24 protein-coding genes are annotated in these 25,483 nt (G+C 58.7%); 16 read left to right on the top strand and 8 right to left on the bottom strand.

The features are described from left to right. Positions 1 to 14: 14 nt before the first annotated feature. Together metW and metX are read right to left on the bottom strand one after the other, a co-directional pair. Positions 15 to 644, bottom strand: a complete 630-nt coding sequence (metW, locus tag ACWXTG_RS09510; RefSeq protein ID WP_309565725.1) for a methionine biosynthesis protein MetW — start codon at positions 642 to 644, stop codon at positions 15 to 17. Next, positions 641 to 1,780: a homoserine O-succinyltransferase MetX gene (gene metX, locus ACWXTG_RS09505; RefSeq protein WP_407996150.1), complete on the bottom strand. Its 1,140-nt coding sequence runs from the start codon at positions 1,778 to 1,780 to the stop codon at positions 641 to 643. The genes metW and metX overlap by 4 nt, the downstream gene beginning before the upstream one ends. 22 nt (positions 1,781 to 1,802) lie before the next feature. Here metX and ACWXTG_RS09500 point away from each other — a divergent pair, with 22 nt between their 5' ends. Next, complete coding sequence (locus ACWXTG_RS09500; RefSeq protein ID WP_407996149.1) at positions 1,803 to 2,378, top strand: gamma carbonic anhydrase family protein; 576 nt, start codon at positions 1,803 to 1,805, stop codon at positions 2,376 to 2,378. Positions 2,379 to 2,602: 224 nt separating this feature from the next. Then, complete coding sequence (locus ACWXTG_RS09495) at positions 2,603 to 3,520, top strand: DMT family transporter (protein ID WP_407996148.1); 918 nt, start codon at positions 2,603 to 2,605, stop codon at positions 3,518 to 3,520. A 10-nt stretch (positions 3,521 to 3,530) separates the two neighbouring features. Here the strand turns inward: ACWXTG_RS09495 and prmC are convergent, their stop codons facing one another. Genes prmC through hemA form a run of 4 tightly spaced genes read right to left on the bottom strand, consistent with a single transcriptional unit; the run spans position 3,531 to position 7,204 of the window. Further along, entirely contained in the window at positions 3,531 to 4,385 is an 855-nt protein-coding gene (gene prmC / locus ACWXTG_RS09490) for a peptide chain release factor N(5)-glutamine methyltransferase (protein ID WP_407996147.1), read from the bottom strand. Positions 4,386 to 4,396: 11 nt separating this feature from the next. Continuing rightward, entirely contained in the window at positions 4,397 to 4,828 is a 432-nt protein-coding gene (locus ACWXTG_RS09485) for a DUF2127 domain-containing protein (protein ID WP_407996146.1), read from the bottom strand. 4 nt (positions 4,829 to 4,832) lie between these two features. Next, complete coding sequence (prfA, locus tag ACWXTG_RS09480; protein ID WP_480219715.1) at positions 4,833 to 5,915, bottom strand: peptide chain release factor 1; 1,083 nt, start codon at positions 5,913 to 5,915, stop codon at positions 4,833 to 4,835. Between the two features lie 44 nt (positions 5,916 to 5,959). After that, positions 5,960 to 7,204 carry a glutamyl-tRNA reductase gene (gene hemA, locus ACWXTG_RS09475; RefSeq protein WP_480219714.1) on the bottom strand — a complete coding sequence of 415 codons (1,245 nt, stop codon included), beginning with the start codon at positions 7,202 to 7,204 and terminating at the stop codon, positions 5,960 to 5,962. 296 nt (positions 7,205 to 7,500) lie between these two features. Here hemA and rpe point away from each other — a divergent pair, with 296 nt between their 5' ends. The 8 genes from rpe (at position 7,501) to hemB (ending at position 16,505) form a co-directional block, all read left to right on the top strand. Then, on the top strand, positions 7,501 to 8,199 hold the full coding sequence (gene rpe / locus ACWXTG_RS09470; RefSeq protein WP_480219713.1) for a ribulose-phosphate 3-epimerase: 699 nt from the start codon (positions 7,501 to 7,503) through the stop codon (positions 8,197 to 8,199). Between the two features lie 134 nt (positions 8,200 to 8,333). Continuing rightward, a complete protein-coding gene (trpE, locus tag ACWXTG_RS09465) occupies positions 8,334 to 9,818 on the top strand; it encodes an anthranilate synthase component I (protein WP_480219712.1) in 1,485 nt (494 codons plus the stop codon). Between the two features lie 2 nt (positions 9,819 to 9,820). Next, positions 9,821 to 12,421, top strand: a complete 2,601-nt coding sequence (locus ACWXTG_RS09460) for a bifunctional diguanylate cyclase/phosphodiesterase (protein ID WP_480219711.1) — start codon at positions 9,821 to 9,823, stop codon at positions 12,419 to 12,421. 55 nt (positions 12,422 to 12,476) lie between these two features. After that, entirely contained in the window at positions 12,477 to 13,043 is a 567-nt protein-coding gene (locus ACWXTG_RS09455) for an aminodeoxychorismate/anthranilate synthase component II (protein WP_309565714.1), read from the top strand. Next, positions 13,043 to 14,068: an anthranilate phosphoribosyltransferase gene (gene trpD, locus ACWXTG_RS09450; RefSeq protein WP_480219710.1), complete on the top strand. Its 1,026-nt coding sequence runs from the start codon at positions 13,043 to 13,045 to the stop codon at positions 14,066 to 14,068. The genes ACWXTG_RS09455 and trpD overlap by 1 nt, the downstream gene beginning before the upstream one ends. Before the next feature lie 139 nt (positions 14,069 to 14,207). After that, the gene (locus tag ACWXTG_RS09445; protein ID WP_480219709.1) at positions 14,208 to 14,669 is read left to right on the top strand and encodes a DUF3465 domain-containing protein; all 462 of its coding nucleotides are present in this window, start codon (positions 14,208 to 14,210) and stop codon (positions 14,667 to 14,669) included. A 30-nt stretch (positions 14,670 to 14,699) separates the two neighbouring features. Next, complete coding sequence (gene trpC, locus ACWXTG_RS09440; protein ID WP_407996140.1) at positions 14,700 to 15,488, top strand: indole-3-glycerol phosphate synthase TrpC; 789 nt, start codon at positions 14,700 to 14,702, stop codon at positions 15,486 to 15,488. A 9-nt stretch (positions 15,489 to 15,497) separates the two neighbouring features. Further along, positions 15,498 to 16,505 carry a porphobilinogen synthase gene (hemB, locus tag ACWXTG_RS09435; RefSeq protein WP_480219708.1) on the top strand — a complete coding sequence of 336 codons (1,008 nt, stop codon included), beginning with the start codon at positions 15,498 to 15,500 and terminating at the stop codon, positions 16,503 to 16,505. Between the two features lie 159 nt (positions 16,506 to 16,664). Here the strand turns inward: hemB and ACWXTG_RS09430 are convergent, their stop codons facing one another. Further along, the gene (locus ACWXTG_RS09430) at positions 16,665 to 17,297 is read right to left on the bottom strand and encodes a hypothetical protein (protein ID WP_309565709.1); all 633 of its coding nucleotides are present in this window, start codon (positions 17,295 to 17,297) and stop codon (positions 16,665 to 16,667) included. 66 nt (positions 17,298 to 17,363) lie between these two features. Then, positions 17,364 to 19,739, bottom strand: coding sequence for a penicillin-binding protein 1A (locus ACWXTG_RS09425; RefSeq protein WP_480219707.1), 2,376 nt, complete (start codon positions 19,737 to 19,739; stop codon positions 17,364 to 17,366). A gap of 163 nt (positions 19,740 to 19,902) precedes the next feature. On the opposite strand from ACWXTG_RS09425, the gene ACWXTG_RS09420 reads away from it, so the two are divergent. The 6 genes from ACWXTG_RS09420 to aroK all read left to right on the top strand — a co-directional run bounded on the left by ACWXTG_RS09420 (position 19,903) and on the right by aroK (position 25,483). Next, the gene (locus ACWXTG_RS09420; protein WP_480219706.1) at positions 19,903 to 20,973 is read left to right on the top strand and encodes a pilus assembly protein PilM; all 1,071 of its coding nucleotides are present in this window, start codon (positions 19,903 to 19,905) and stop codon (positions 20,971 to 20,973) included. After that, positions 20,973 to 21,563, top strand: a complete 591-nt coding sequence (locus tag ACWXTG_RS09415; RefSeq protein ID WP_407993259.1) for a PilN domain-containing protein — start codon at positions 20,973 to 20,975, stop codon at positions 21,561 to 21,563. Before ACWXTG_RS09420 ends, ACWXTG_RS09415 begins: the two co-directional genes overlap by 1 nt. Further along, positions 21,560 to 22,195 carry a type IV pilus inner membrane component PilO gene (locus ACWXTG_RS09410; RefSeq protein ID WP_480219705.1) on the top strand — a complete coding sequence of 212 codons (636 nt, stop codon included), beginning with the start codon at positions 21,560 to 21,562 and terminating at the stop codon, positions 22,193 to 22,195. The genes ACWXTG_RS09415 and ACWXTG_RS09410 overlap by 4 nt, the downstream gene beginning before the upstream one ends. After that, positions 22,192 to 22,725 (top strand): pilus assembly protein PilP, encoded by a 534-nt coding sequence (locus ACWXTG_RS09405; protein ID WP_405029506.1) that lies wholly within the window; start codon positions 22,192 to 22,194, stop codon positions 22,723 to 22,725. Before ACWXTG_RS09410 ends, ACWXTG_RS09405 begins: the two co-directional genes overlap by 4 nt. A 10-nt stretch (positions 22,726 to 22,735) precedes the next feature. Then, entirely contained in the window at positions 22,736 to 24,907 is a 2,172-nt protein-coding gene (locus tag ACWXTG_RS09400) for a type IV pilus secretin PilQ (protein ID WP_480219704.1), read from the top strand. A 63-nt stretch (positions 24,908 to 24,970) separates the two neighbouring features. Next, on the top strand, positions 24,971 to 25,483 hold the full coding sequence (gene aroK, locus ACWXTG_RS09395) for a shikimate kinase AroK (protein ID WP_480219703.1): 513 nt from the start codon (positions 24,971 to 24,973) through the stop codon (positions 25,481 to 25,483).

The following is a 25,483-nucleotide window of genomic DNA, read 5'->3' as shown; positions in this document are numbered from 1 at the left end:
CTCAGGATTGGGATTCAATAACTAATCGGCCAGCCAGCCTGTTCAAAACGGTAGATGGCCAGGCTGCCCAGCAGGTTGGGCATGAAGCTGACGGTATCGCCTTCGTTGATGACAATACGGTCGGTGATGCGGATATTCATCTTCGCGCACAGCGCCTCGAAGTCGTCGATGGTGCACAGGTGGAGGTTGGGCGTGTTGTACCACTGGTGCGGGATATTGTCCGATACCGGCATATGTCCCGCCATGAGCTGGATGCGGTGGCGCCAGTAGCCGAAATTGGGGAAGGTGATGATGCCCTGCTTGCCCACGCGCAGCATTTCGCGCAGCACGCCCTCGGTGTTGACCATGGCCTGCAGGGTCTGGGATAGGATGACGTAGTCGAACGACAGGGAGTCAAAGCCCGCCAGTCCGGCTTCAAGGTCCATCTGGATCACATTCACGCCATGCCCGATGCAGGCGAGCACGTTATTGTCGTCCTTGTCCACGCCGTAGCCCTTGACTTCAAGCTTCTCGCGCAGGAAGGACAATAGGGAACCGTTGCCGCAACCCAGGTCTAGTACCTTGGACTGGGGCTGTATCCATTTTGCGATTAACGCAAAGTCATGACGATTTTCTGCTTCTCTCACAATTTCCGTTGTACTCATGAGCTGGCTCCTGTATCGATTTTGGCGAGATAGGCGCGCAGAATCTGGTGGTAGTGCGGGTCGGGCATCAGGAATGCGTCATGCCCATGCGCGGCGGTGACTTCCGCATAGCTGACGCTCAATTCGTTGTCCAGCAGGGCCTTGACGATCTCGCGCGAACGGGCAGGCGAGAAGCGCCAGTCACTGGTGAACGACACGACCAGGAAGTCCGCCTTGGCCTTGGCGAGCGCCAGACTGAGGTCGCCGCCATGCGCAAAGGCCGGGTCGAAGTAATCGAGCGCCTTGGTCATGCGCAGGTAGCTGTTGGCGTCGAACGCGGTGGCAAACTTGTCGCCCTGGTAGCGCAGGTAGGATTCCATCTCGAACTCTACCTCGAAGTTGTACTTCAGGCTGCCATTGCGTAGCTTGCGGCCGAATTTTGCGCCCATGGCATCATCGGAAAGATAGGTGATGTGGCCGAGCATGCGTGCAATACGCAGGCCGCGATTGGGCACCACGTTGTGTTCGTAATAATCGCCGTTATGGAATTCTGGGTCGGTCATGATGGCCTGGCGCGCGACCTCGTTGAAAGCCACGTTCTGCGCCGTGAGGTTGGGGGCGGAGGCGATTACCAGCGCATGGCGTACGCGCTCGGGGAAATCCAGCGTCCATTGCATGGCCTGCATCCCGCCCAGGCTGCCGCCGACGACGGCGGCCAGCTGCGTAATGCCGAGCTGGTCGAGCAGCAGGGCTTGCGACTTGACCCAGTCCTCTACCGTCAGCATGGGAAATTTCGAGCCCCATGGCTTGCCGGTGGCCGGGTTGATGCTAGCCGGGCCGGTGCTGCCGTGGCATCCGCCCAGGTTGTTGAGCGCAATGACGAAGAACTTGTTGGTATCCAGCGGCCGGCCGGGGCCGATGAGGTTATCCCACCACCCGGGGTGCTTGTCGTCTTCCTTGTGCTTGCCTGCCGCATGATGGTTGCCTGACAGCGCGTGGCAGATCAGCACGGCATTGGATTTGCTGCTGTTCAGTGTGCCGTAGGTTTCGTAGACGATGTCGAATGCGGGTAGCGCTTCGCCGCTTTTCAGGGTGAGCGGTTGCTGGAAATGGGCGGTTTGCGGGGCGACGATGCCGACGGATGAAGAATCTTGCATGGATGGGATTATACTATGGCTTATGTCAGCCTATCATACCCCGCAAGCGGGTTCTGTGCTTGCCGCTTATCAGGGCATCTCGCCGCAAATCGGGAGGGAGGTTTACATCCATCCTTCTGCCGTGATCATTGGGGATGTGGCGTTGGGCGACCATGCCTCGGTATGGCCGGGCACCGTGGTTCGCGGCGACGTCAACCATATCCGCATCGGCGAGGGCAGCAATATCCAGGACGGCTCCATCCTCCATGTCAGCCATAAATCCAGCTGGGAGCCGGAGGGCTGCCCCTTGGTCGTGGGGGCCAATGTGACGGTGGGGCACAAGGTGATCCTGCATGGTTGCACGCTGGAGGACGAATGCCTGATCGGCATGGGCAGCGTCGTCATGGACAAGGTTGTCGTACAAAAGCACGTATTGCTCGGCGCAGGCAGCCTGGTGCCGGAAGGCAAGGTGCTGGAAAGCGGATTCCTCTACCTGGGCAGCCCGGCGAAAAAGATCAGGCCGCTGACGGAAAAGGAAATCGCCCATTTCATGTATTCGGCCCAGCATTACATGCGCCTGAAGCAGCATTACCTGATGGCTGCCGGCAATGCGCTGTAGACAGCAGCTCTGCCATCGCCTAAAGTAGCAAGCATCATGAATGCCTTCAATCTTCTGCTGATTCTGCGACTGTGGCGGCTGCCTGCCATTGCCCGGCGCGTCGGATCATTACATTGAGTTGTTGATCTTCAGATTGCGATGCGGGCCTTGTCCCGTTGTTGCCGTCTTCCCGTGACAAGGCCTGTGTTTTTAGATGATTGGTACAGGTTCTTCTGGTTTTCCTTATGCATCCGTTTCTTGCAAAATTCTTTTCCTCGCGTCAGCAGGCATTGGGCGTGTTGTTTGCGTTGGTGTCGGCGATCGGTTTTTCTGCCAAGGCGATTTTCGTCAAGCTGGCCTATGTCGAGCCTGTCGATGCGGTGACGCTGCTGGCCTTGCGCATGGCATTCTCCGTGCCGTTCTTCATCGTTGCCATGTTCTACGGGCAGGAAAAAGCAGCAGCGATGCAGGGGCGCGATTGGCTTGCGGTGCTGGTATTGGGCTTCGTCGGCTATTATCTCGCGAGCTTCCTGGACTTTCTCGGCCTGCAATACATCGGCGCCGGTCTGGAGCGCCTGATCCTGTTCCTCTATCCGACCATGGTGGTGCTCATCAGCGCGCTCGTGTTTCGCGAGCGTATCGGCAGGACGGTGATGGTTGCGCTCTTGCTGAGCTATGCCGGCATTGTGCTGGTGTTCGTGCATGATTTCAGCCTGAATGGCGATGGCCTGTTCCTGGGCGGCAGCTTGGTGTTTGCCAGCGCGTTCGCCTATGCGGTCTACCTGGTCGGAGCTGGGCATACCATTGCCCGCATCGGGGCCATGCGTTTCACGGCCTATGCAATGACGGTGGCTTGCCTGGCCTGCATAGTCCAGTTCCTGCTGACGCATCCATTAGATGCGTTGCGGCAATCAGGCCGGGTTTACGTCTTGACGGCGAATATGGCGATTTTTTCCACCGTGTTGCCGGCATTTGCCTTGGCGGCCGCCATGAAGCGGATAGGCTCGATGCAGACATCGATGATAGGCGCGCTTGGGCCGGTGGCGACGATTTACCTGGCATATGTCTTCCTCGGCGAGCAATTGTCGCTGATCCAGTTGCTGGGGTCGGCGCTGGTGCTGGTCGGGGTGATGATGATCAGCCTGCGCAAGCGCAAGGCTTGAAAAAAAGTTGTCAGGTTAGTTGGCCAAGCGTCACGCGGTCATGCCCGGCAAGGTCCTGCACAGTGTGTACATTGGCAAAATAGTGCCCGCTGAAAATCGATCGTACGGCTTCGCCTTGGTTGTAACCGTGCTCGATGATGAGCCAGCCTGAAGGTTTCAAGTGCATAGGCGCATGGGCAACAATCCTGCGGATGTCGTCCAGGCCATCCATGCCCGATGCCAGTGCTGTGATGGGTTCAAAGCGCAGGTCGCCTTGTTGTAAATGTGGGTCAGCGGTTTCGATATAGGGCGGATTGCTGACGATGAGGTTGAAGCGCTGGCCTTGCACGGCGCTGAACCAGTCGCTATGTAGCGCTGCGACATTGTGCGCGGATAATTGTCGGGCATTCTCCCTGGCAATGGCGAGGGCGGCTTCCGAATAATCTAGTATTGTGACCTTGGCGTGCGGCCGTTCGAGCGCCAGCGTAATGCCGATCGCCCCCGTGCCGGTGCCCATGTCGAGAATCTCGCATGCCTGGTCAGGCGGGATGCGGTCAAGGGCGGTTTCCACCAAGATTTCGGTATCGGGCCGCGGGATCAGGGTATCTGGCGTTACCGCGAAATCGCGGCCGTAGAATTCGCGCCTGCCCAGGATGTGGGCAACGGGCTCGCCCTGGATGCGCCGGGCAAGCAGGGATTCAAACCGGACGCGAAGCGCGTCTGTCACCGTGTCGTCGCCATGCGCAATCAGCCAGGCATGGTTTACACCGCCCAGGCTGTGCTGCATGAGGGCGCGGATTTCAATGCGCGCCTCAGTCTGGCCTAGGCCGCTGGCTTGCTGCAGGCGGTTGGCGGCGCAGGAGATGAGGCTCTTGAGCTTGGCCATGGCTGGGCTGGCTAGCGATGATGGCGCCAGAGAATGGCCACGATCACTATATTGGCGGCAAACACTCCGAACCCAAGCCAGCTGAAATGCGCGAGCAGTTCCAGTATCTCGAAGGGCAGGTAAAGGCCCGCGCTGGCTATGCCGAGGATAACGGCCCAGTGCCGGCCCAGCCATAAGCCGTAGGCTTCCAGCAGGCGGACGGCGGCATAGAATATGGCGCCGAATGCCAAGGCCATCAGCCTGGGCTCGGTGATATTGCCGGCCCAGTGCAACAGGATGCGCGGGTAATGGTTGGCAGGGTTGAGGTGCAAGTGGCGAACCAGGGTTTCCGCATACGCCTGCCAGTCCGTGTTGATGAAGCGGAACAAGGCGAGCGATGCACCCAATACCAATACCCCCTTGCTGGCCTCAAACAGGGCAATAGTACGCAGACTGGCGGCCATGAAATCAGGCGTCCTCGCCCAGGGTGGCGAGCAGGTCGGCCTGGTGTTCTGCCGCCAGGGCATTGATCAGTTCGTCCATGTCGCCTTCGGTGATGGCGTCGATCTTGTACAGCGTCAGGTTGATGCGGTGGTCGGTGATGCGGCCTTGCGGATAGTTGTAGGTACGTATGCGCTCACTGCGGTCGCCGGAACCGATCAGGCTGCGGCGCTCGCTCGCGATCTTGCTTTGCTGTTCGTCCACTTGCTTGGCCTTGATGCGGGCGGCAAGCACTTGCATCGCCTGGGCCTTGTTGGAGTGCTGGCTGCGGCCGTCCTGGCATTCCACTACGATGCCGGTGGGGAAGTGGGTGATGCGGACTGCGGAATCGGTCTTGTTGATGTGCTGTCCGCCCGCGCCCGAGGCGCGGAAAGTGTCGATACGGATGTCCGCCGGGTTGATGGTGACGTCGCTGACCTCGTCCACTTCCGGCAATACCGCCACGGTACAGGCTGATGTGTGGATGCGGCCCTGGGTCTCGGTTTCCGGTACACGTTGCACGCGGTGGCCGCCCGACTCGAACTTGAGCCTGGAGTATGCGCCGAGCCCCTCGATCTTGGCGATGATTTCCTTGTAGCCGCCCACTTCGGACTCGCTGGCGGATACGATCTCGACTTTCCAGCGCTGGCGTTCCGCGTAGCGTGAATACATGCGGAACAGGTCGCCCGCGAACAGGGCGGATTCATCGCCGCCGGTGCCGGCGCGGATTTCCAGGAAAATGTTGCGTTCGTCGTTGGGGTCCTTGGGCAGCAGGAGTTTTTGCAGCTCCTCGGCAATATCCGCGAGCCTCTGCTTGCCGGCTTCGAGCTCTTCCTGTGCGAACTCCTTCATCTCCGGGTCGGAGAGCATGGCCTGGGCTTCCTTGATGTCGTTGCCGGCTTGCTCGTAGGCGCGGAATTGCTCGACGATAGGCGTGATCTCGGCGTGTTCGCGCGTGATCTTGCGATAGTTGTCGATGTCGTTGGTCGCATCCTCGCTCGACAGCAGGCGGTTCAGTTCGTCCAGGCGCTCGCTCAAGGTGGCGAGCTTTTTAATCATTGAAGGTTTCATTGCTGGGAAAATTGGAACAGTAAAGGTTGAATGTCAGGGTTGGATTAATGGTGAATCTGGTACAGCTGGCGCAGCATGGCTTCAAGTTGGTCGCGGTCTTCGCCGCTGACATTGTTGAGCGCGTGGCTGGGCCCGTGCAGCAGCTTGTTGGTAAGCGCGTTGCTCAACGCGTCCAGCACCTGCGCCGGGTCGTCCCCGCGGGCCAGCAGTTTGCGCGCTTTTTCCAGCTCGCTCAGGCGGTGGCGCTCTGCCTGCTCGCGCAATGCGCGGATGGTCGGTACCGCGCTGCGGGTTTTCAGCCACTGCATGAAATTGTCCACGCGCATGTCGATGATGGCCTCGGCTTCCGCGGCGGCTTCCTGCCTGTTCTCCAGGCCTTCCTGCACCACTTGCGCGAGGTCGTCCACGGTGTAAAGGAACACGTCGTCGAGTTCGCCCGCTTCTGATTCTATGTCGCGCGGGACCGCCAGGTCCACCATGAACATGGGCTTGTGCTTGCGGGCGCGGATGGCGCGTTCCACCATGCCCAGGCCTACGATGGGCAATTGGCTGGCGGTGGAAGTGATGACGATATCGAATTCCGCCAGGCGGTCGGGCAGGTCGGCCAGCAGCATGCTGTTGCCGCCGATGCTGGCAGCGAGCTCCTGGCCGCGCTCCAGCGTGCGGTTGGCCACCGTTAGCGACAAGGGCCGATGCGCGGCAAAGTGCTCGGCGCAGAGCTCTATCATCTCGCCTGCGCCAATGAACAGCACGTGCTGGTTGTTGAGCGCGCCGAAAATGCGCTGCGCAAGACGGGTGCTGGCGGCGGCCAGCGAAACCGAATTGGCGCCGATATTGGTGTTAGTACGCACTTCCTTGGCAACCGAGAAGGTGCGCTGGAACAGCTTGTGCAGCAGGGTGCCCAGCGTGCCGGCGTTTTCTGCAATGCGGACTGCCTGCTTCATCTGGCCCAGGATCTGGGCTTCGCCCAGCACCATGGAGTCGAGTCCGGAGGCCACGCGGAAGGCGTGCTTGACGGCGTCTTCCTGGGGCAGGGTATACATGTAGGGAGCAATGGCCTGCGGTTGCAGCTGATGGTAACCCGCCAGCCATTCCAGGGCTTTTTGCGGGTTGTCGGTGTTGCAATAGAGTTCGGTGCGGTTGCAGGTAGACAGGATGGCGGCTTCGCGGATGCCGTAAGAGTTCAGGTCGCGCAGCGCGCCGCCGAGATGCTCGTTCTGGAAAGCGACGTTCTCACGTATGGAAACTGGTGCGGTCGTGTGATTAACGCCGACTGTAAATAAATGCATCCTGCAATTTTCCTGTATCGCGGCAACTTGAGCAACAATTTCAAGCAATTAAGCTGATGCATTGCATGCCCGGCAGGCCGCTATCATACTCTCATTTGACGGCGTTGAATTAAGCTGTTCATTAGCGGGCGAAATATTGGTGCCGAACTTTCCGGTCGCCATGGTGCTGAAGCGCCTTGTATCCTAGTATAAGCCTGATTCCAGTATGGATTTTGCAATAAGCGTTGCTGATGCCGGGTGCGTTGACACATTTTCAGTTAAAATAAGCATTTTTTACGCTATACAACCTCAATATCATGGCCAAACCATTCAGAATTGCCCCTAGTATCCTTTCCGCCAACTTTGCCAAGCTGGGCCAGGAAATCACCGATGTGATCACTTCCGGCGCGGATATTGTCCACTTTGACGTGATGGACAACCATTATGTTCCCAACCTGACCATCGGCCCATTGGTCTGCGAGGCGATTCGCCCGGTGACCGACGCCATCATCGACGTGCACCTGATGGTGAAGCCGGTTGACCGCATCATCCCCGATTTCGCCAAGGCGGGCGCCAACATCATCACTTTCCACCCGGAAGCTTCCGACCATATCGACCGCAGCCTGTCCCTGATCCGCGACCAGGGCTGTAAGTCCGGCCTGGTGTTCAATCCGGCAACTCCGCTGTCCTATCTGGACTACGTCATGGACAAGGTCGACATGGTGTTGCTGATGTCCGTGAATCCCGGCTTCGGCGGCCAGAAGTTCATTCCCTGCACGCTGGACAAGCTGCGCGAGGCACGTGCGCGTATCGACGCCTACACTGAAAAGACCGGCCGTGAAATCTGGCTGGAAATCGACGGCGGCGTGAACCCTGCCAATATTGCCGATATCGCCCGCGCTGGTGCCGATACGTTCGTGGCAGGCTCTGCCGTGTTCGGCGCAGGCAAGGACACCGATCCCAACCGTTACGACACTGTCATCAGCGCATTGCGCGCCGAGCTGGCCAAAGTATAGGCGGCATGCAGATGAACACCCGAATCCTGAGCTATCGCAGCAGCTGGCGATGGTGGCGCTGAAGTAGCTACCGCTACCCATGAAGATGCATGGGTGCCACTCAATTAGAAAATCATCAGGATTCGGGAGTTTTTATGCTGCAAACCATCAGTCAACAGGAGTTTGATGCCCTGGCGAGCCAGGGTTATAACCGTATTCCCCTGGTCATCGAGACATTCGCCGATCTCGATACTCCGCTTTCACTTTACCTGAAACTCGCTAACCAGCCCTATTCCTACCTGCTTGAGTCGGTGCAGGGCGGAGAACGCTTCGGCCGCTACTCCATCATCGGCCTGCCTGCCCATGTGCGCATAGAGGCGCGCGGCCAGGCGGTCAAGGTGCTGGACCGCGACACGGTGATCGAAGAGGCGCAGGATGTGAATCCGCTGGATTTCATCCAGGCCTACCAGGCCAGGTTCCGCATTCCTACCTACCAGGGACTGCCGCGCTTTACCGGCGGCTTGGCGGGATACTTCGGCTACGACACCATCCGCTATATCGAGCGCCGCCTGGCGGGCAACGCCAAGCAGGATGCGCTCGGCGTGCCTGATATTCTGCTCATGGTCTCGGAAGAGATTGCGGTGGTGGACAACCTTTCCGGCAAGCTGTATTTCATCGTGTATGCCGACCCGGCAAGCGAAAGCGCCTACACCAAGGGCATGCGGCGCCTGAACGCATTGGTGCAGCGCTTACGCCAGCCGGTGGCTATTCCTGATGCTGCCGCCATGCCGGCAACTGAGGCGCATTCGGAATTCGGCGAGGCGAGCTTTAAGGAAGCGGTGGCCAAGTCCAAGCAGTACATCTTTGATGGCGACATCATGCAGGTGGTACTGTCGCAGCGCATGGCCAAGCCTTTTACCGCACCGCCGTTGTCGCTTTACCGTGCCTTGCGCAGCCTCAATCCTTCGCCCTATATGTTCTATTACGACATGGGGGACCACCATGTTGTTGGCGCTTCCCCGGAAATCCTGGTGCGACTGGAGGAAGATACGGTGACCTCGCGGCCGATTGCCGGCACTCGCCCCCGCGGCAAGACCCGCGAGGAAGATGTCGCGCTGGCGGAAGAGTTGCTGGCCGATCCCAAGGAAATTGCCGAGCACGTGCAACTGATGGACCTGGGGCGCAACGACGTCGGCCGTGTTGCGCAAGTCGGCAGCGTCGCGGTGACGGACAAGATGGTGATCGAGCGTTATTCGCACGTCATGCATATCGTCTCGAATGTCGAGGGCAAGCTCAAGCCCGGTTTGCATGCCATCGATGTGCTCAAGGCGACCTTCCCTGCCGGCACCCTGAGTGGCGCGCCCAAGGTGCGCGCCATGGAAATCATTGACGAACTGGAGCCGAGCAAGCGAGGCATTTATGGCGGCGCTGTCGGTTATCTTGGTTTCAATGGCGACATGGACCTCGCGATTGCCATCCGCACCGGCGTGATCAAGGATGGCATGCTGTATTCCCAGGCCGGGGCAGGCATCGTCGCCGATTCAGTGCCGGAAAACGAATGGATAGAAACCCAGAACAAGGCGCGTGCGGTATTGCGCGCAGCGGAGATCGTACAGGCAGGGCTCGATAACAAGGAGTAGGCATGGCGGCAGCTAACAGCCGGATCTTGCTCCGGCTTATCATTCTGGCACTCGGGTGTTTTGCCGTGGGCATGCTGGGTAGGGTGCTGCCGTTCTCCGTCTTGCAGGCTAACCTCGTTTGGCTTCCCGCAGGTGTCGCGGTCGCCGCCATGCTTCGCTGGGGCATGGCCTATTGGCCCGCCGTTCTGGTGGCGCAGCTTGCACTGGCTTTCACGACCTACGACCCTGTTCCCGCCAATACGCTCTTGATCGTCGCACTGCCGCTGGCCAATACTGTGACCTATGCCTTCACCGCGTGGATATTGCGGTTGAGCGGCTTCCATCACGGGCTGGACAGGATACGCGACATTCCCATCATGGTCCTCGGCGTTGCTGCGGGGATGCTGGTATCGACCGTGGTCAATGTGGCGATTCTGCACCAGGCAATGTTGGTCGATCTACAAGGCGTTCTGCCGTCTTTGTTGTTCGGCTGGGTCGTCAACGTGCTCGGTGTGTTATTGCTGCTGCCTTTGCTGTTGAATGTCACCTGGGCGGAGATCCAGAGTTTCTGGCAGCGGCGCGCGCGTTTCACCTTGCTGGCCGTGGTCGCGGTGGCGGTGGAGTGGGCGATCTTCCAGCTGGCGCCGAATTATGCAGATCAATACATGTGGTTTGCTTTCCTGGTCCTGCCGCTGGTGGTGTTGATTTCCATGCGTATGGGCATCACTGGCGCCTCCATCGTGGTGCTGGCCTTGTCCATCGTGGCGATGGCATCGGCCCGGGTTGATTACCAGGCTGGGCTGGACTATGCGGGATATCAGCCGGTATGGGCGCTCTGGGTGTTGATGAGCACGCTTTCCATCGTCGGCATGCTGATTGCCGCCCTGCAATCCTCGCGTGAAGTGACCGAAAAGGCATTGCGCAACAGCGAGACCAAGTTCAGGGCGGTGATCGAGAATGCCCAGGACGGGATTGTCAGCATTGACGAACAAGGCAGGCTGGTGGAATTCAATCATGCGGCAGAGGTCATGTTCGGCTACCGCCGTGAAGATGTGCTGGGCAAGATGCTGGCGGATACCTTGATTCCGCCCGCGATGCGCGAGGCGCACAGGCAGGGCCACCAGCGCTACCTGACTTCTGGCGTCAGCAAGATGCTTGACCGCAGGCTGGAGTTGAGCGCCTTGCGTGCTGACGGCACCGAGTTCCCGGTCGAGCTGACCATCACCTCGCTCAAGGAGCAGGGCGTGCCGCTCTTGACGGGGTTCTTCCGCGACCTGACTGAGCGCCGCAAGGTCGAGTCCGAGATCCGCAACCTGGCTTTCTACGACGCGCTGACCACTTTGCCGAACCGCCGCCTGCTGCTGGACAGGTTGCAACAGGCGATTGCGACAAGCGTCAGGCATGGCAAGCATGGCGCGGTGTTGTTTATCGACCTGGACAATTTCAAGGCGCTCAATGATTCGCGCGGACATGATGTCGGCGACTTGCTGCTGGTGGAAGTGGCGCGCCGCCTGCGTCAGTGCGTCCGCAATGAGGATACGGTAGCTCGTCTCGGCGGCGACGAATTCGTGATCGTGCTGGAGGACCTGAGCCTCAACCTGGAGCAGGCTATCGCGCAAACCAGGCAGGTCGCGCAAAAGGTCTTGGAAATCATCAATCATCGGTACGAGTTGGGAGAGATCGAGCACCACAATTCATCCAGCATCGGCATTGTCCTGTTCAATGGCAATTTCGTTACTATGGAAGAACTGCTCAAACGGTCCGATACCGCCATGTACGAAGCCAAGGCGGCCGGGCGCAATACCCTGCGTTTCTTCGATCCTGCCATGCAGGCGGCCCTGGAGAGACGGGTAGATATGGAGTTGCAGCTGCGCCTGGCGATCGTACAGAAGCAGCTTAGGCTGTTTTGCCAGGTGCAGGTGGATACCGAGCGCAAGGTCTTTAGTGCAGAAATCTTGTTGCGATGGCAACATCCGGAGCATGGGCTGCTTTCGCCCAAGGAGTTCGTCGGCATTGCCGAGGATAGCGGGCTGATCGTGTCGATAGGCCATTGGGTGCTATACAACGCTTGCCTGCAGCTCAAGGCCTGGGAGGGCCGTCCGGGGTTCGATGGCTTGCAGCTGGCGGTGAATGTGAGCGCGCGTCAGTTCCGCCAGCTTGATTTCGTCGATGAAGTCAGGAAAATCCTGCAAAGCACAGGGGCTGACCCAAGCCTGCTCAAGCTGGAGCTGACAGAGAGCGTGGTGCTGGACAATATAGCGGATGCGGTTGCCAAAATGAACGCCTTGCGGGAGCTCGGGGTGCGTTTCTCCATGGATGATTTTGGCACGGGATATTCTTCTTTGGCCTACTTAAAGCGCTTGCCGCTTAGCCAAGTCAAGATTGACCGCTCATTCGTGCGTGACATTGCCGAGGATGCCAGCGATGCGGCGATTGTGCAGGCGATATTTGCGATGAGCAATTCGCTTGGACTGAAGGTGATTGCAGAAGGCGTAGAGACCGAGGTGCAGTTTGAATTGCTGCAAAGCTATGGTTGCCAGTTCTTCCAGGGATATCTGTTTGCCAGGCCCATGCTGATCCAGGATTTTGAGCAACTGGCGCAGGAGAAGGACTTTTTTTTATGATGAATTGCGCCCACAATAACAGGTTCGCCCGGGTGCAAGATGAAGGATGCACATTATGCTGTTGATGCTCGATAATTATGACTCGTTTACCTACAACCTCGTACAGTATCTTGGCGAGCTTGGACAGGATGTGCAGGTGTACCGCAACGATGAGATTGACTTGGCTGGCGTGGCTGCGCTCAACCCCAGGCATATCGTCATTTCGCCAGGCCCCTGCACGCCTAACGAGGCCGGCATTTCCGTGCCGCTGATCCACGAGTTCGCGGGCAAGATTCCCATACTGGGCGTTTGCCTCGGCCACCAGAGCATAGGCCAGGCATTCGGCGGCAAGATCGTTCACGCCAAGCAGCTCATGCACGGCAAGACTTCTGAGATCCACCATGCCGACCTTGGCGTGTTCAAGGGTTTGCCCAATCCCTACACGGCAACGCGCTATCACTCGCTGGTGATCGAGCGCGAGTCGATGCCGGATTGCCTGGAAATTACCGCCTGGACCGAAGACGGCGAGATCATGGGCGTGCGTCATAAGACATTGCCGATCGAGGGCGTGCAATTCCACCCCGAATCCATTCTTACCCAGTACGGACACGAGCTGCTGAACAATTTCCTGAAAGCGTATTGATGAGCATTACCCCCAAGATTGCCTTGCAAAGGCTGATCGACCATGCCGATTTCACGCATGAGGAAATGCTGGACGTGATGCAGCAGATCATGGGCGGCGCCTTCACCCCGATACAGATTGCCGGCTTTCTTGCCGGCTTGCGCGTCAAGGGCGAAACCGTCACGGAGATCGCGGCAGCGGCGCAGGTGATGCGCGAGCTTTCCAGCAAGGTGGAGGTGGCAGACGGCAGCCACTTGATCGATACCTGCGGTACCGGCGGCGCGCCCAACAAGGCGTTCAACGTCTCCACGGCGTCGGCCTTCGTGGCTGCCGGGGCGGGTGCGCGTATCGCCAAGCACGGCGGGCGCGCGGCTTCCTCCAAGAGCGGCTCCGCTGATGTGCTGGAGGCGCTCGGCGTCAATATCAGCCTGACGCCCGAGCAGGTGGCACGGTGCGTGAACGAGGCAGGAATAGGCTTCATGTTCGCTCCCAACCACCATGCGGCGATGAAATATGCAGCGCCGGTACGGCGCGAGCTCGGCGTGCGCACCATGTTCAATCTGCTGGGGCCGATGACCAATCCGGCAGGGGCCAAGCGCCAGGTGATGGGGGTATTCCACCGCGACTTGGTCAGCTTGTTGGCACATACCTTGCAAAAGCTCGGCAGCAAGCATGTGATGGTGGTGCACAGCGCGGACGAGATGGATGAAATTTCCTTTTCCGCGGATACCTACGTTGCCGAGCTCAAGCATGGCGAAGTAAGGGAATATACGCTGAATCCTGCCCAGTTCGGCATGCCTTTGCACGACATCGACAGCATCCATGTGGAAAACGCCCAGCAGTCCAGCGAGATTATCCTGGGCGTGCTGTCAGGTGTGCATGGCCCGGCGCGCGACATCGTCCTGTTGAACGCGGGCGCCGCCATTTACGTGTCGGGCATTGCGGTCGACTTGCAGGACGGTATAGCGCGGGCTGCCGATTCGCTGGATTCCGGCGCGGCATTGAACAAGCTGCAGCAGCTCAAGGCGCTGAGCCAGGCGGCATGAGAGCCTGTTCATGCCCTTCTGGTTGTCCCGGCAGCGCAGCCGCAGCCGCGTTGCAAATCCTCGCCAGGCAATCAGCACGGCTTCGGTTTGCGCCTTGCATCGACTACACCGCCGGGGCAACGCGCCCTATGAAAAGATCGTGAACAGGCTCTTATGGCTGGTGGCTGCCATTGCAGTCGCCTATACCTTTTTCCATTTCACGCAGCCTGGGCCGCATGCTGTTCCCGCTGCCGAAGTTCAGGCGGTACCGGCAGCATCCCATGCTGCGGCAAACCGGCGCATAGCGCAGGCATTCAGCCAGCGTGAGCATGCCGTGGCAATACAATCCGCTGGCGTCGTGAGCAAGGTGCTGCCGGACGACAATGACGGATCGCGTCACCAGCGCTTTATTCTTGAGCTGGATAACGGCATGACGGTGCTGGTAGCGCATAATATCGATCTTGCCCCCAGGCTGGATGGCCTCCGGGCTGGCGATGCCGTGGAATTCAACGGTGTTTATGAATGGAATGCCAAGGGCGGTGTCGTACATTGGACCCATCATGACCCTCGCGGCCAGCATGCGGGCGGATGGCTGCGTTATCAAGGCAGGCTGTATCAATAGATTAGAGTGAACGAAAGCGATTGCAAGGCAATGTCAGACATACTCAATAAAATTCTGGAAGTGAAGCGGGCGGAAATCGATGCCGCGCAACAACGCAAGCCGCTGGCGGCGGTCAAGGCGGAAGCGCTGGCCCAGCCCGCGCCGCGCCCTTTCCTCGGCGCCATTCAGGACAAGGTTGCGGCAGGCAAGGCAGCCGTGATTGCGGAAATCAAGAAGGCCAGCCCTTCCAAGGGCGTGATCCGGAAGGATTTCCGTCCTGCCGAGATTGCCGCCAGTTACGCTAGCCATGGCGCTGCCTGTCTTTCCGTATTGACCGACGAGCAGTTCTTCCAGGGCAGTGCCGAATATCTCAAGGCGGCGCGCGCCGCCTGCGATATTCCAGTATTGCGCAAGGACTTCATGATAGACCCTTACCAAGTGTATGAGGCACGCGCGATGGGCGCAGATTGCATCCTGCTGATCGCGGCAGCGCTTGACCTTTCCCAGATGCGTGAGCTGGAAACCATCGCCCACCGGCTCGGCATGAGTGTGCTGGTGGAAGTGCACAACGGCGAGGAACTGGAGCAGGCCTTGCAGCTGGAGACGCCGTTGCTGGGCATCAACAACCGCAACCTGCGCACGTTCGAGGTAACGCTGGACACGACATTGTCGCTACTGCCCCGTATCCCTGCAGGCAAGACCGTCGTCACCGAGTCGGGCATCTTCACTGCCGAGGACGTTGCCTTGATGCGCCGCCATGAGGTGCATACCTTCCTCGTCGGCGAGGCGTTCATGCGCCAGACTGATCCCGGCTTGGCGTTGGCCCAGGTATTCGCATAAGGAATCCGTATGACTGCATCATCACGCCAGTTTCTTGCCATTCGCCCACGCCGCATGCGGAGGGACGATTTCTCGCGCCGGTTGATGCGCGAGCATGTGCTCACTGCCAACGACCTGATCTATCCTGTATTCGTGCTGGAAGGGGAAAACCGGGTCGAGGAAGTCGCTTCCATGCCTGGCGTACAACGCCAGAGCATAGACCACTTGCTGGAAACTGCCGGGCAATGCGTGGCGCTGGGCATCCCGGCCCTGGCGCTGTTCCCGGTCGTCGGCCAGCAATACAAGAGCCTGACCGCGGATGAGGCATGGAATCCCGAAGGCTTGGTGCCGCGCACCGTGCGTGCGCTCAAGGCCGCCTACCCACAGCTGGGCGTCATTACCGATGTCGCGCTCGACCCTTACACCACGCACGGGCAGGACGGCGTCATCGACGATACCGGCTATGTGCTCAACGACGAGACCGTGGCGATCCTGGTGAAGCAGGCGCTTTGCCATGCGCAGGCAGGCGCGGATGTGGTGGCACCCTCGGATATGATGGACGGCCGCATCGGCGCGATCCGCGACGCATTGGAGGAGGCTGGGCACATTCATACCCGTATCCTGGCCTACTCTGCCAAATACGCCTCCGCTTTTTATGGCCCTTTCCGCGATGCGGTGGGTTCTTCCGCCAACCTGGGCAAGGGCAACAAATACAATTACCAGATGGATCCCGGCAATTCGGACGAAGCGTTGCGCGAAGTGGCCCTCGACCTCGAGGAAGGCGCCGATATGGTCATGGTCAAGCCCGGCATGCCATATCTCGACATCGTGCGCCGCGTGAAGCAGGAATTCGGCGTGCCGACCTATGCCTACCATGTGAGCGGCGAATATGCCATGCTCAAGGCTGCCGTGCAGAACGGCTGGCTGGATGAGAAAGCGGTAGTGCTGGAGGCTATGCTGGGCTTCAAGCGCGCGGGGGCGGACGGCATCCTGACCTATTACGCCATGGATATTGCCCGCTGGCTGCGCGAGGCTTAGCGCCGCTAACAAAACCCTTCTGTCGTCGTTGCTCTGCCTTGCCGTAATAGTTTGTACTGTCTGCGACAGAGCGCCTAGTCAGAATCGCTTCGCTGGCGTTTGTTAGCGGCTCTTGATCAGGAGTACATAGCGACTAGGCGCTTTTAATACGCTTAAATCTCAGGATAAAGGCTCGCTCTGCTGTATCAGGCTGGCGAGCGCTTCGATATTGGCCCGGCTGGCGTTGCTGCCATTGACCGGGCTTTTTGTCGGCATACGCATGTCGTCGACCTCGAATACGCTGAGCCTGATCAGCCCGTGCGGGCCTTCCAGGGTGAACACCGGCACCTTCTTGCGTTCCATGCTGCGGCGCTCGCTGATGCGGTAGGATTTTTCATCCGTGGCATAGGGGATTTGCTGGTTGAGCAGGAATATCTCGACTTCTTTCAAGCTATCCGCAAACAGGTGGATATGCGTTTCGGCGTATTTTCCCGCCGTGCCGTCCAGCACCGCGCCGGTCAGGTGCGGGTTGAAGCGTTCCAGCAATTGCATGACCAGCAATGCGTCCTTGCGTAGTTGCAGCAATGCTTCGGGCTGGTCGTCGCTATTGTAGATTTCGTGATAAACGCGGATTTCTTCTTCAATCTCGCTATTGGTCGGCATGCATTGCGAGTCGGTGACGCCAAGCTGGCGGCCCGCCTTGCGCTTGGCGTGGGCGTAATCGGAGATGCCCTCTTCCGCCATCATGCGGGCAGCCAGCTGCGCAATCAGTTGGCGCAATTGGGATTGGCGATTGCTGCTGTCTTTTGCCATGGTGCAAACGCCCTTCTGAAAAATTAAGCAGGCCGCCCGCTTGAAAGACTGCGGGCTGGCAGGCTCCTAAAACAGTTGATCCGGCCTCGGCGGGGTATTGTCCTGCTTTTCCGTAGGCGGTGGCGAACCATGCCCGGGGATAGGGAAGCCGGGAATGATGGAGAAGATGGATTCCTCGGGTTCGGGCGGCGGGAATTCATGATAGAAGTATTCCACGACGCCTTCGCCATCCCCCTTCGCCTGCATGCCCGTTGCCGGGTCGATGCGGATGGCGCTGACGCCGGCCGGCAATTCCGGCACGACTTCCGGCACGCCCTTGAGGGCGGAGCTCATATAGTCGATCCAGATCGGCAGCGCCGCCTTGCCGCCGGTTTCCAGGCTGCCCAGCGATTTGGGCTTGTCATATCCCATCCAGGAGATTGCGACATGCTTTGGGCTGTAGCCTGCGAACCAGGCGTCGATCTGGTTGTTGGTGGTACCGGTTTTCCCCGCCAGGTCGGAGCGGCCCAGGCTGCGCGCGCGCGTGGCGGTTCCCAGGCGTACCACGTCCTGCAGCATGGAATTCATGATAAAGGCATTGCGGCCGTCAATCACGCGCGCGGCGCCCTTGCCGGCCAGCAGCGGCTTGGATTGCTCCAGCACCTTGCCGCGGCTGTCGACGACCTTGTCGATGATATACGGCTTGACGCGATATCCCCCGTTGGCGAACACCGAGTAGGCCCCGGCCATCTGCCAGGCGGTCACCGAGCCAGCGCCCAGCGCCATCGCCAGGTAAGGCGGATGGTCCTTGGGAGAGAAGCCGAAGCGGGTAATGTAGTCCTGTGCATAGTTGACGCCTATGCCTTCCAGGATGCGGATGGATACCATGTTCTTGGACTTGGTCAAAGCCGTGCGCATGCGCATCGGGCCTTCGTACTTGCGGTCGTAGTTCTTGGGCTCCCACGCCGAGCCGCTGCCGGTTTCCCGCGCCGAGACCGAGATGGGCTCGTCTTCTATCATGCTGGCCGGGGTAAAGCCCTTCTCCAGCGATGCCGAATAGATGAAGGGCTTGAAGCTGGAGCCGGGCTGGCGCCATGCCTGCGTCACGTGGTTAAACTTGTTGCGGTTGAAGTCGAAGCCGCCGACCAGGGCCTTGACCGCGCCAGTTTCTGGGTCCATGGCCACCAGCGCCGCTTCTGCCTGGGGCAGTTGCACGATGTGCCAATTGTCGCCCTGGCGCATGATGCGGATGACGGCGCCTGGCTTGATGGTGCGTTTGGCCGCATCTTTCTCGGCAAGCTGCTTCTGCACGAATGCCAATCCGTCGCCGCTGATCTCGATATTGTTGCCGTCTTTGGCATAGACGCTCACCACTTTGGGCGTGACCTTGGTCACGACGGCAGGCATCATGCCCTGGAAGCTTTCCAGGTCGTCCATGGCGTTATCCAGCCAGTTGCCGCTGCCCGCCTCGTTGGCGCCGGGCGTGACGGTCTTTTCCGGGCCTCGGTAGCCGTGGCGGCGGTCATAGTCGATGATGCCCTGCAGGATGGCGCGATTGGCGGCTTCCTGGTTGCTCTTGCGGATCGTGGTGTAGATCTTGAGGCCGCTGCTGTAGATGTCATCCTTGTAGCGCTCGTACATCGCTTGGCGCACGATTTCCGCGACATAGTCGGCAGAGAGGTCGCGCATCTTGCGCGACTTGCGGAAGCGGTGCGGCTCCTGCAGCGCTGCTTCGTATTGTTTCTGGTCGATGAAGTGCAAATCCTTCATGCGGCGCAGCACGTAGCGCTGGCGCGCTTCTGCGCGCTTGGGGTTGGCAAAGGGATTGTAGCGTGAAGGGGCCTTGGGCAGGCCGGCCAGCATGGCTACTTCCGCAATGCTGAGCTGGTCCAGCGGCTTGCCATAGTAGACCTGCGAGGCGGCTGCGAAGCCATACGAGCGATGTCCCAGGTAGATCTGGTTGATGTAAAGCTCCAGGATCTGGTCCTTGCTCAGGTTGTGCTCTATCTTGATCGAGAGCAATGCCTCGCTGAGCTTGCGGGTGGCGGTCTTTTCGCTGGAAAGGAAGAAGTTGCGGGCCACCTGCATGGTGATGGTGCTGGCGCCTTCCTTGAAGCTGCCGGAAGTCACGTTGGAGATGGCCGCGCGCAGGATGCCTAGCGTATCGATGCCGCCATGCTGGTAGAAGCGCTCGTCTTCGGCGGCGAGAATGGCTTGCTTCAATGCCTTCGGCGTCTCGTTGATGCCGATGAAGGCGCGGCGCTCCTCGCCGAATTCGCCTATCAGGTGGCCATCCTCGGAATAGACGCGCATGGGGACCTTGGGCTTGTAGTCGGTCAAGGCTTCAAGGGAGGGGAGTTCGGGGTAGATCAATGTGGCAGCCAGTGCCACCAGCGCAGTTGTCACCAATCCCAGGATAATGCCGGTGAGGATCAGGAACTGCCACCATTTTTTCGGGAGCATTGATTAGGGTTCAGTATTGGTAACAGACGCCGTTATTATAAGTGTCATTACCGTGATTTTAAAATCAATTAATCTGCTTTGACTTCGCAGATGCTTGTTGCTAGCATCTAAAGTAAATTATTAGAAATAATTGTAAATAACCGTATTGGAAAGGGAATTTCGTTTGAAATTCGACTTTTTCTCAGAGCGCACACCGCCTCTGATAGGCGTGGACATCAGTTCCAGTTCGGTCAAGATGGTCGAGCTGACACAGGGGAACAAGGGAGCTTATCATCTGCAGGGCTATGCCATTGCCTCCATGGCAAGGGATGCGGTCGTGGATGGCAATATCGTCGGCCTCGACCTGGTGGCGGATGCGGTCAAGCGCGCCTGGAAGCTGCTGGCTTCCCGCGAAAAACGCGTCGCCCTCGCTTTGCCGGCCACTGCCGTGATTACCAAGAAAGTCATCATGCAGGGCGGCATGCGCGAGGAGGATATGGAGTTCCAGGTCGAGGCCGAGGCCAACCAATACATCCCTTTCCCGCTTGATGAAGTCAACATTGATTTCCAGGTGCTGGGCCCGGCACCCAGCAGCGCCGACGAAGTCGAAGTGTTGATTGCCGCCTCGCGCAAGGAAAAGATCGAAGATAGGGTCGCTGCGGCTGAAGGGGCGGGGCTCAAGGTGTTGATCGTCGATGTCGAGTCCTACGCGACCGAGGCGGCCTATGCGCTTGCGGCCACCGAATTGCCGAAATCCGGCAAGGGACAAACCGTCATGGTGGTGGATGTGGGCAGCGCCATGACCCATGTGCACGTCTTCCATGACGGACAACTCGTGCATAGCCGCGAACAAGCCTTCGGCGGCAACCAGCTGACGCTGGAAATCCAGCGCCGTTTCGGCGTTTCCAGCGAGGAAGCCGAGATTGCCAAACGTAACGGCGGATTGCCGGAGAGCTACGAGAGCGAGGTGCTGCAGCCCTTCGTGCAGTCGTTGGCGCAGGAGGTGGTGCGCAGCCTGCAATTGTTCACCAACTCGACCCAGTACAATAAAGTGGACCATATCCTGCTCGCAGGAGGGTGTGCTGCGATTCCAGGCCTGGCAGCGCTGATCCAGGAAAAAACCCAGGCCAATACCCTGATCGCCAATCCGTTCAACCATATGTCTGTCAATCCGCGCCTCAAACAATTGCAAGTGATTGCGGATGCGCCGGCGTTGATGATCGCCTGCGGCCTGGCATTGCGGAGGTTCGACTAATGGTCAGAATCAACCTCCTCCCCCACCGCCAGATCCGCCGCGCCGAACGGCAGCGCGAATTCAACCTCATGCTGGCATTCGCTGCGGCTGCCGGCGTTGCCATCGTGTTCCTCGGCAGCACCATCCTGGGCAGCAAGCTGGATGAGCAGGTGAATCGCAATGCGCGGCTTGAAACGGCCAGCGCCAACCTCGACAAGCAGATCGAGGAAATCAAGGAACTCAAGTCCCAGATCCGCAACGTACTGGACCGCAAGCAGATCGTGGAAAACCTGCAAGTCAACCGCAGCCAGTCCGTCATGATGCTGGACGAAATCAGCCGTCAGATGCCGGAGGGCATGTACCTCAAGGCCTTGAAGCAACAAGGCCGCCTGGTGACGCTGGAGGGCGTGGCGGATACCAATGCCCGGGTCGCTACTCTGGTGCGCAACCTCTCGGGTTCCGAGTGGCTGCAATCCCCCAACCTGGTGGAAATTAAGTCCGCGACGGTGAATGGCATCAGGCAGAATAACTTTACGGTCAATGCGCAGCTCAAGGCGCCGCCATCACCCGAGGATGAGGTAGCAGGCGCACAGAAGGGCGGTGCACTGTGAACCTGCAGGATTTCAACAATATCGACTTGAAGAATGCCGGCAGCCTGCCTTGGCCTGTCAAAGGGGTCTTGCTGGGCTTGCTGCTGGTGGTGATTGTGATTGCTGGGTATTGGTTTTTCTGGAGCCCTGTGATGGAAGAACTGGAGCAGGCGCGGGCGAAGGAAAACGAGTTGCGCGAAACCTTCCTCGCCAAGAAGCGCCAGGCGATCAACCTCGAAGCCTACAAGCAGCAAATGGTGGAAATCGAGCGCACGTTCGGCGCGCTGGTCAAGCAGTTGCCCGACCGCTCGCAGATGGATGGGCTGCTTACCGATATCAACCAGGCAGGCCTTGAGCGCGGGCTGGAGTTTGAGTTGTTCAAGCCCGGCCAGGAAGTCATTGCCGATTTCTACGCCGAAATGCCGATTTCCATCAAGGTGACTGGTTCCTACCATGACCTTGGCGAGTTCGCAGGCGATATCGCGAGGCTGCCTCGCATCGTCACCTTGAACGACATCGTGATCAATACGGCAGGCAAGGACAGCAAGGACGGCCGGCTGGTCATCGAGGCGGTGGCCCGCACCTACCGTTACCTGGATGCCAGCGAGATTGCCAGCAAGAAGCAGGCGGAAAAGAAAGAGGCGCGCAAATGAGCATGAATATTTGGCGTGAGCGCGGACAATATGCCTCTACTCTTATGCTCGGCCTGTGCCTATTGCTGAGCGCATGCGGCGACGGGCAAGGCGATGACCTTGACCGCTTTATCCGCGAAGCGGGCAACGACATGCATGCGCGTGTGGAGCCGTTGCCTGAGGTCAAGCCGTATACCGCGGCGACCTATAATGCCGACGGCATGCTGAACGACCCGTTCAAGGCGCGCAAGATCGTCAGTTCGCGCAGCAGCCTGCAGCCCAACATGAACCGGCCACGCGAGCCTCTGGAGGCTTTTCCGCTGGAAAGCCTAAAGTTTGTTGGCTCCTTGTCGAAGGAGAAATTGAAGTACGCCCTGATCCTGACCCCGGATAACCTGGTTCAGCAAATCAAGGTGGGCGGATACATGGGGCAGAATTTTGGCATGGTGACCGAGATCAGCGAAGGTGGCGTGACGATCAAGGAAATCATACAGGATGAGTTAAGCGGCGACTGGATAGAGCGTGTCTCCAGTATTGAGTTGCAGGATTGAGGGTGAACACATGAATATTATAAAGTGGGCCGCTGGGCTGGTTTTTCTGCTGCTGGTGCCGCTGGCGCAGGCGGCCGAGGAGCAGGCTGAGTTTGCCAACAAGATCGAGAAGATAGACTTCGTCGCCATGTCGGGAGGCAGGGTGGCGATACAGGTGCAGACAACCACCCCGTTGGCAAATCCGCCGGCCGGTTTTACTCTCAATAACCCTTCGCGCATCGCACTGGATTTTCCTGCGGTAGGCAACGGGCTCGGCAAGAATAGCTTGCAGGCGGGGCAGGGCGTGCTCAAGGGCGTGAACCTTGCGCAGGCCAGGGACCGTACCCGCGTCGTGCTGAACCTTGCCAAGATGGTGGCATACAACGCCACCACCCAGGGGCGTGAAACCACGATCATCCTGCAGGCGAATGAAGCGAGTGTTGCCAATAGCAATACCGTTGCCCGTTTTGCCGAAGCCAAGGCCGGGGAGAAATTCCACACCTTGAACAATATTGATTTCATGCGTGGCAAAAATGGCGAAGGCCGCATTGTGGTCGATCTTTCCGATGCCTCTGCCGGGATCGATATCCGCCAGCAGGGCAAGACCGTGGTCGTGGATTTCCACAATACCGAGTTGCCGCAAAATCTGCAGCGCCGGCTCAATGTCATCAACTTCAATACCCCGGTCTTGTATGTCGATGCCATCAAGCAGGGGAATAACACCCGCCTGGTCATCGAGCCCAAGGGGCTGTGGGAACAGTCGGCCTACCAGGCGGACAAGCGTTTCATCATCGATATCCGCCCTGTCGTGGAAGACCCGAACAAGCTGGTGCAGGGTTCCAAGCCTGGCTATGCGGGCGAGAAGCTTTCGCTGAATTTCCAGAATATCGACGTGCGTTCGGTATTGCAGGTAATCGCCGACTTCACCGGCCTCAATATCGTCACCAGCGATACCGTGACGGGCAACCTGACCTTGCGCCTCAAGGACGTACCCTGGGACCAGGCGCTGGACATCATCATGTCCAGCAAAGGACTGACCCAGCGCAAGACAGGCAATGTGATCTGGGTGGCGCCTTCTGACGAAGTGGCCGCCAAGGAAAAGCTCTTGTTGGAAGCCAGCCAGCAGATCGAGGAGCTGGAGCCGATGCGTACCGAAGTCTTCACCTTGCGCTATCAAAAGGCCGAGAACTTCAAGAATATCATCAGCGACAGCAAACAAAAGATCCTGTCCAAGCGCGGCAGCGCCGTGGTGGACGCGCGTACCAATACGGTGTTCGTGCAGGATACGGTCAAGCACCTGGAGGAAATCCAGAGCATCATCAACAAGATCGATATCCCGGTGAAGCAGGTGATGATCGAGTCGCGCCTGGTTATTGCGGATGAGAAGTTCGGCCGCAGCCTGGGCGCGCGTTTCGGCGTGCAGAAACAGCAGGCGAGCGGGGATACCCGTTACGGCTCCAGCGGTACATTGGGCAATACCATCACCCAGCGCACCATAGACCCGACGACGGGCGTCATTACTGAAACCATCGCCAACCGGGTAGGCTCCTCCACCTTGGCTACCACTTCCATTCCCGGCACGGTCGGCGTGGGTGTCAGCGCCGATGGCGCGCAGGACTTGAACGTCAACCTTCCGGTTGCGAACGCTTTCGGTAACTTCGCCTTCAGCTTGTTCCGCCTGCCGGCAGGATTCCTGCTTAACCTCGAATTATCTGCGCTGGAAACGGACCAGCGCGGCAAGATTGTTTCCAGTCCGCGTGTGACAACGGCCAACCAGCAAAAAGCCATCATCGAGCAGGGTACGCAGATCCCGTACCAGCAATCAACCAGCAGCGGCGCTACTGCGGTGCAGTTCAAGAACGCCTCCCTGAGCCTGGAGGTCACGCCGCAAATTACGCCGGACGAGAAGATCATCATGGACCTGGAAGTGAAGAAAGATAGAGTCGGTACAGTCTTCAATACGGTGCCCTCCATCGATACCCAGCGCGTGCAGACCCAGGTGCTGGTGGCAAACGGCGAAACGGCCGTGCTTGGCGGTATCTATGAACAGACCGAGCGTAACGACGTGGACAAGGTGCCGTTCTTCGGCGACCTGCCGTTTGTTGGCAACGTCTTCAAGCGCCGCATCAAGCAAAGCGACAAGACCGAGTTGCTGATCTTCATCACTCCCAAAGTCATGGACGAAAGCCTGTCATTGCGTTAGCCATATCTGACAGTTAAGCCAGATTCCCTTAAAATGCTCGCTTGCGTATGGCGGGCATTTTTTATGGCAGCAAATATTTTCTTTGTCGGGTTGATGGGGGCGGGCAAGACCACCATAGGCCGTATTATTGCCAAGCATCTCAACAAGACCTTTTACGATAGCGATCATGAGATCGAGCGCCGCACGGGCGTCAGCATCCCTGTCATCTTCGAGCTGGAAAAGGAAGATGGCTTCCGCAAGCGGGAAGCCACGGTGATAGAAGAATTGAGCCAGATGCAAGATATTGTCCTGGCAACCGGAGGGGGAGCAGTTTTGCTACCTGAGAACCGCAAGCAGCTCATGGAAAATGGTACGGTGATTTATTTGCGCGCCAATGTGCACGAACTCTGGCAGCGCACCCGCAACGACAAGAACCGTCCGCTGCTGCAAAACGACAACCCGCGCAAGAGGCTGGAACAATTGTTCGCCCAGCGTGATCCCTTGTACCGCGAAGTGGCCTCCATTATTGTAGATACCGGCGGGCAGCCGGTGAATGCCATCGTCCACCAGATCGAACAGAAACTTTTATCTTTATAA

The organism is Methylobacillus sp. DLP286 (assembly GCF_056636515.1).
This window is presented reverse-complemented; position numbering and strand designations above follow the sequence as displayed.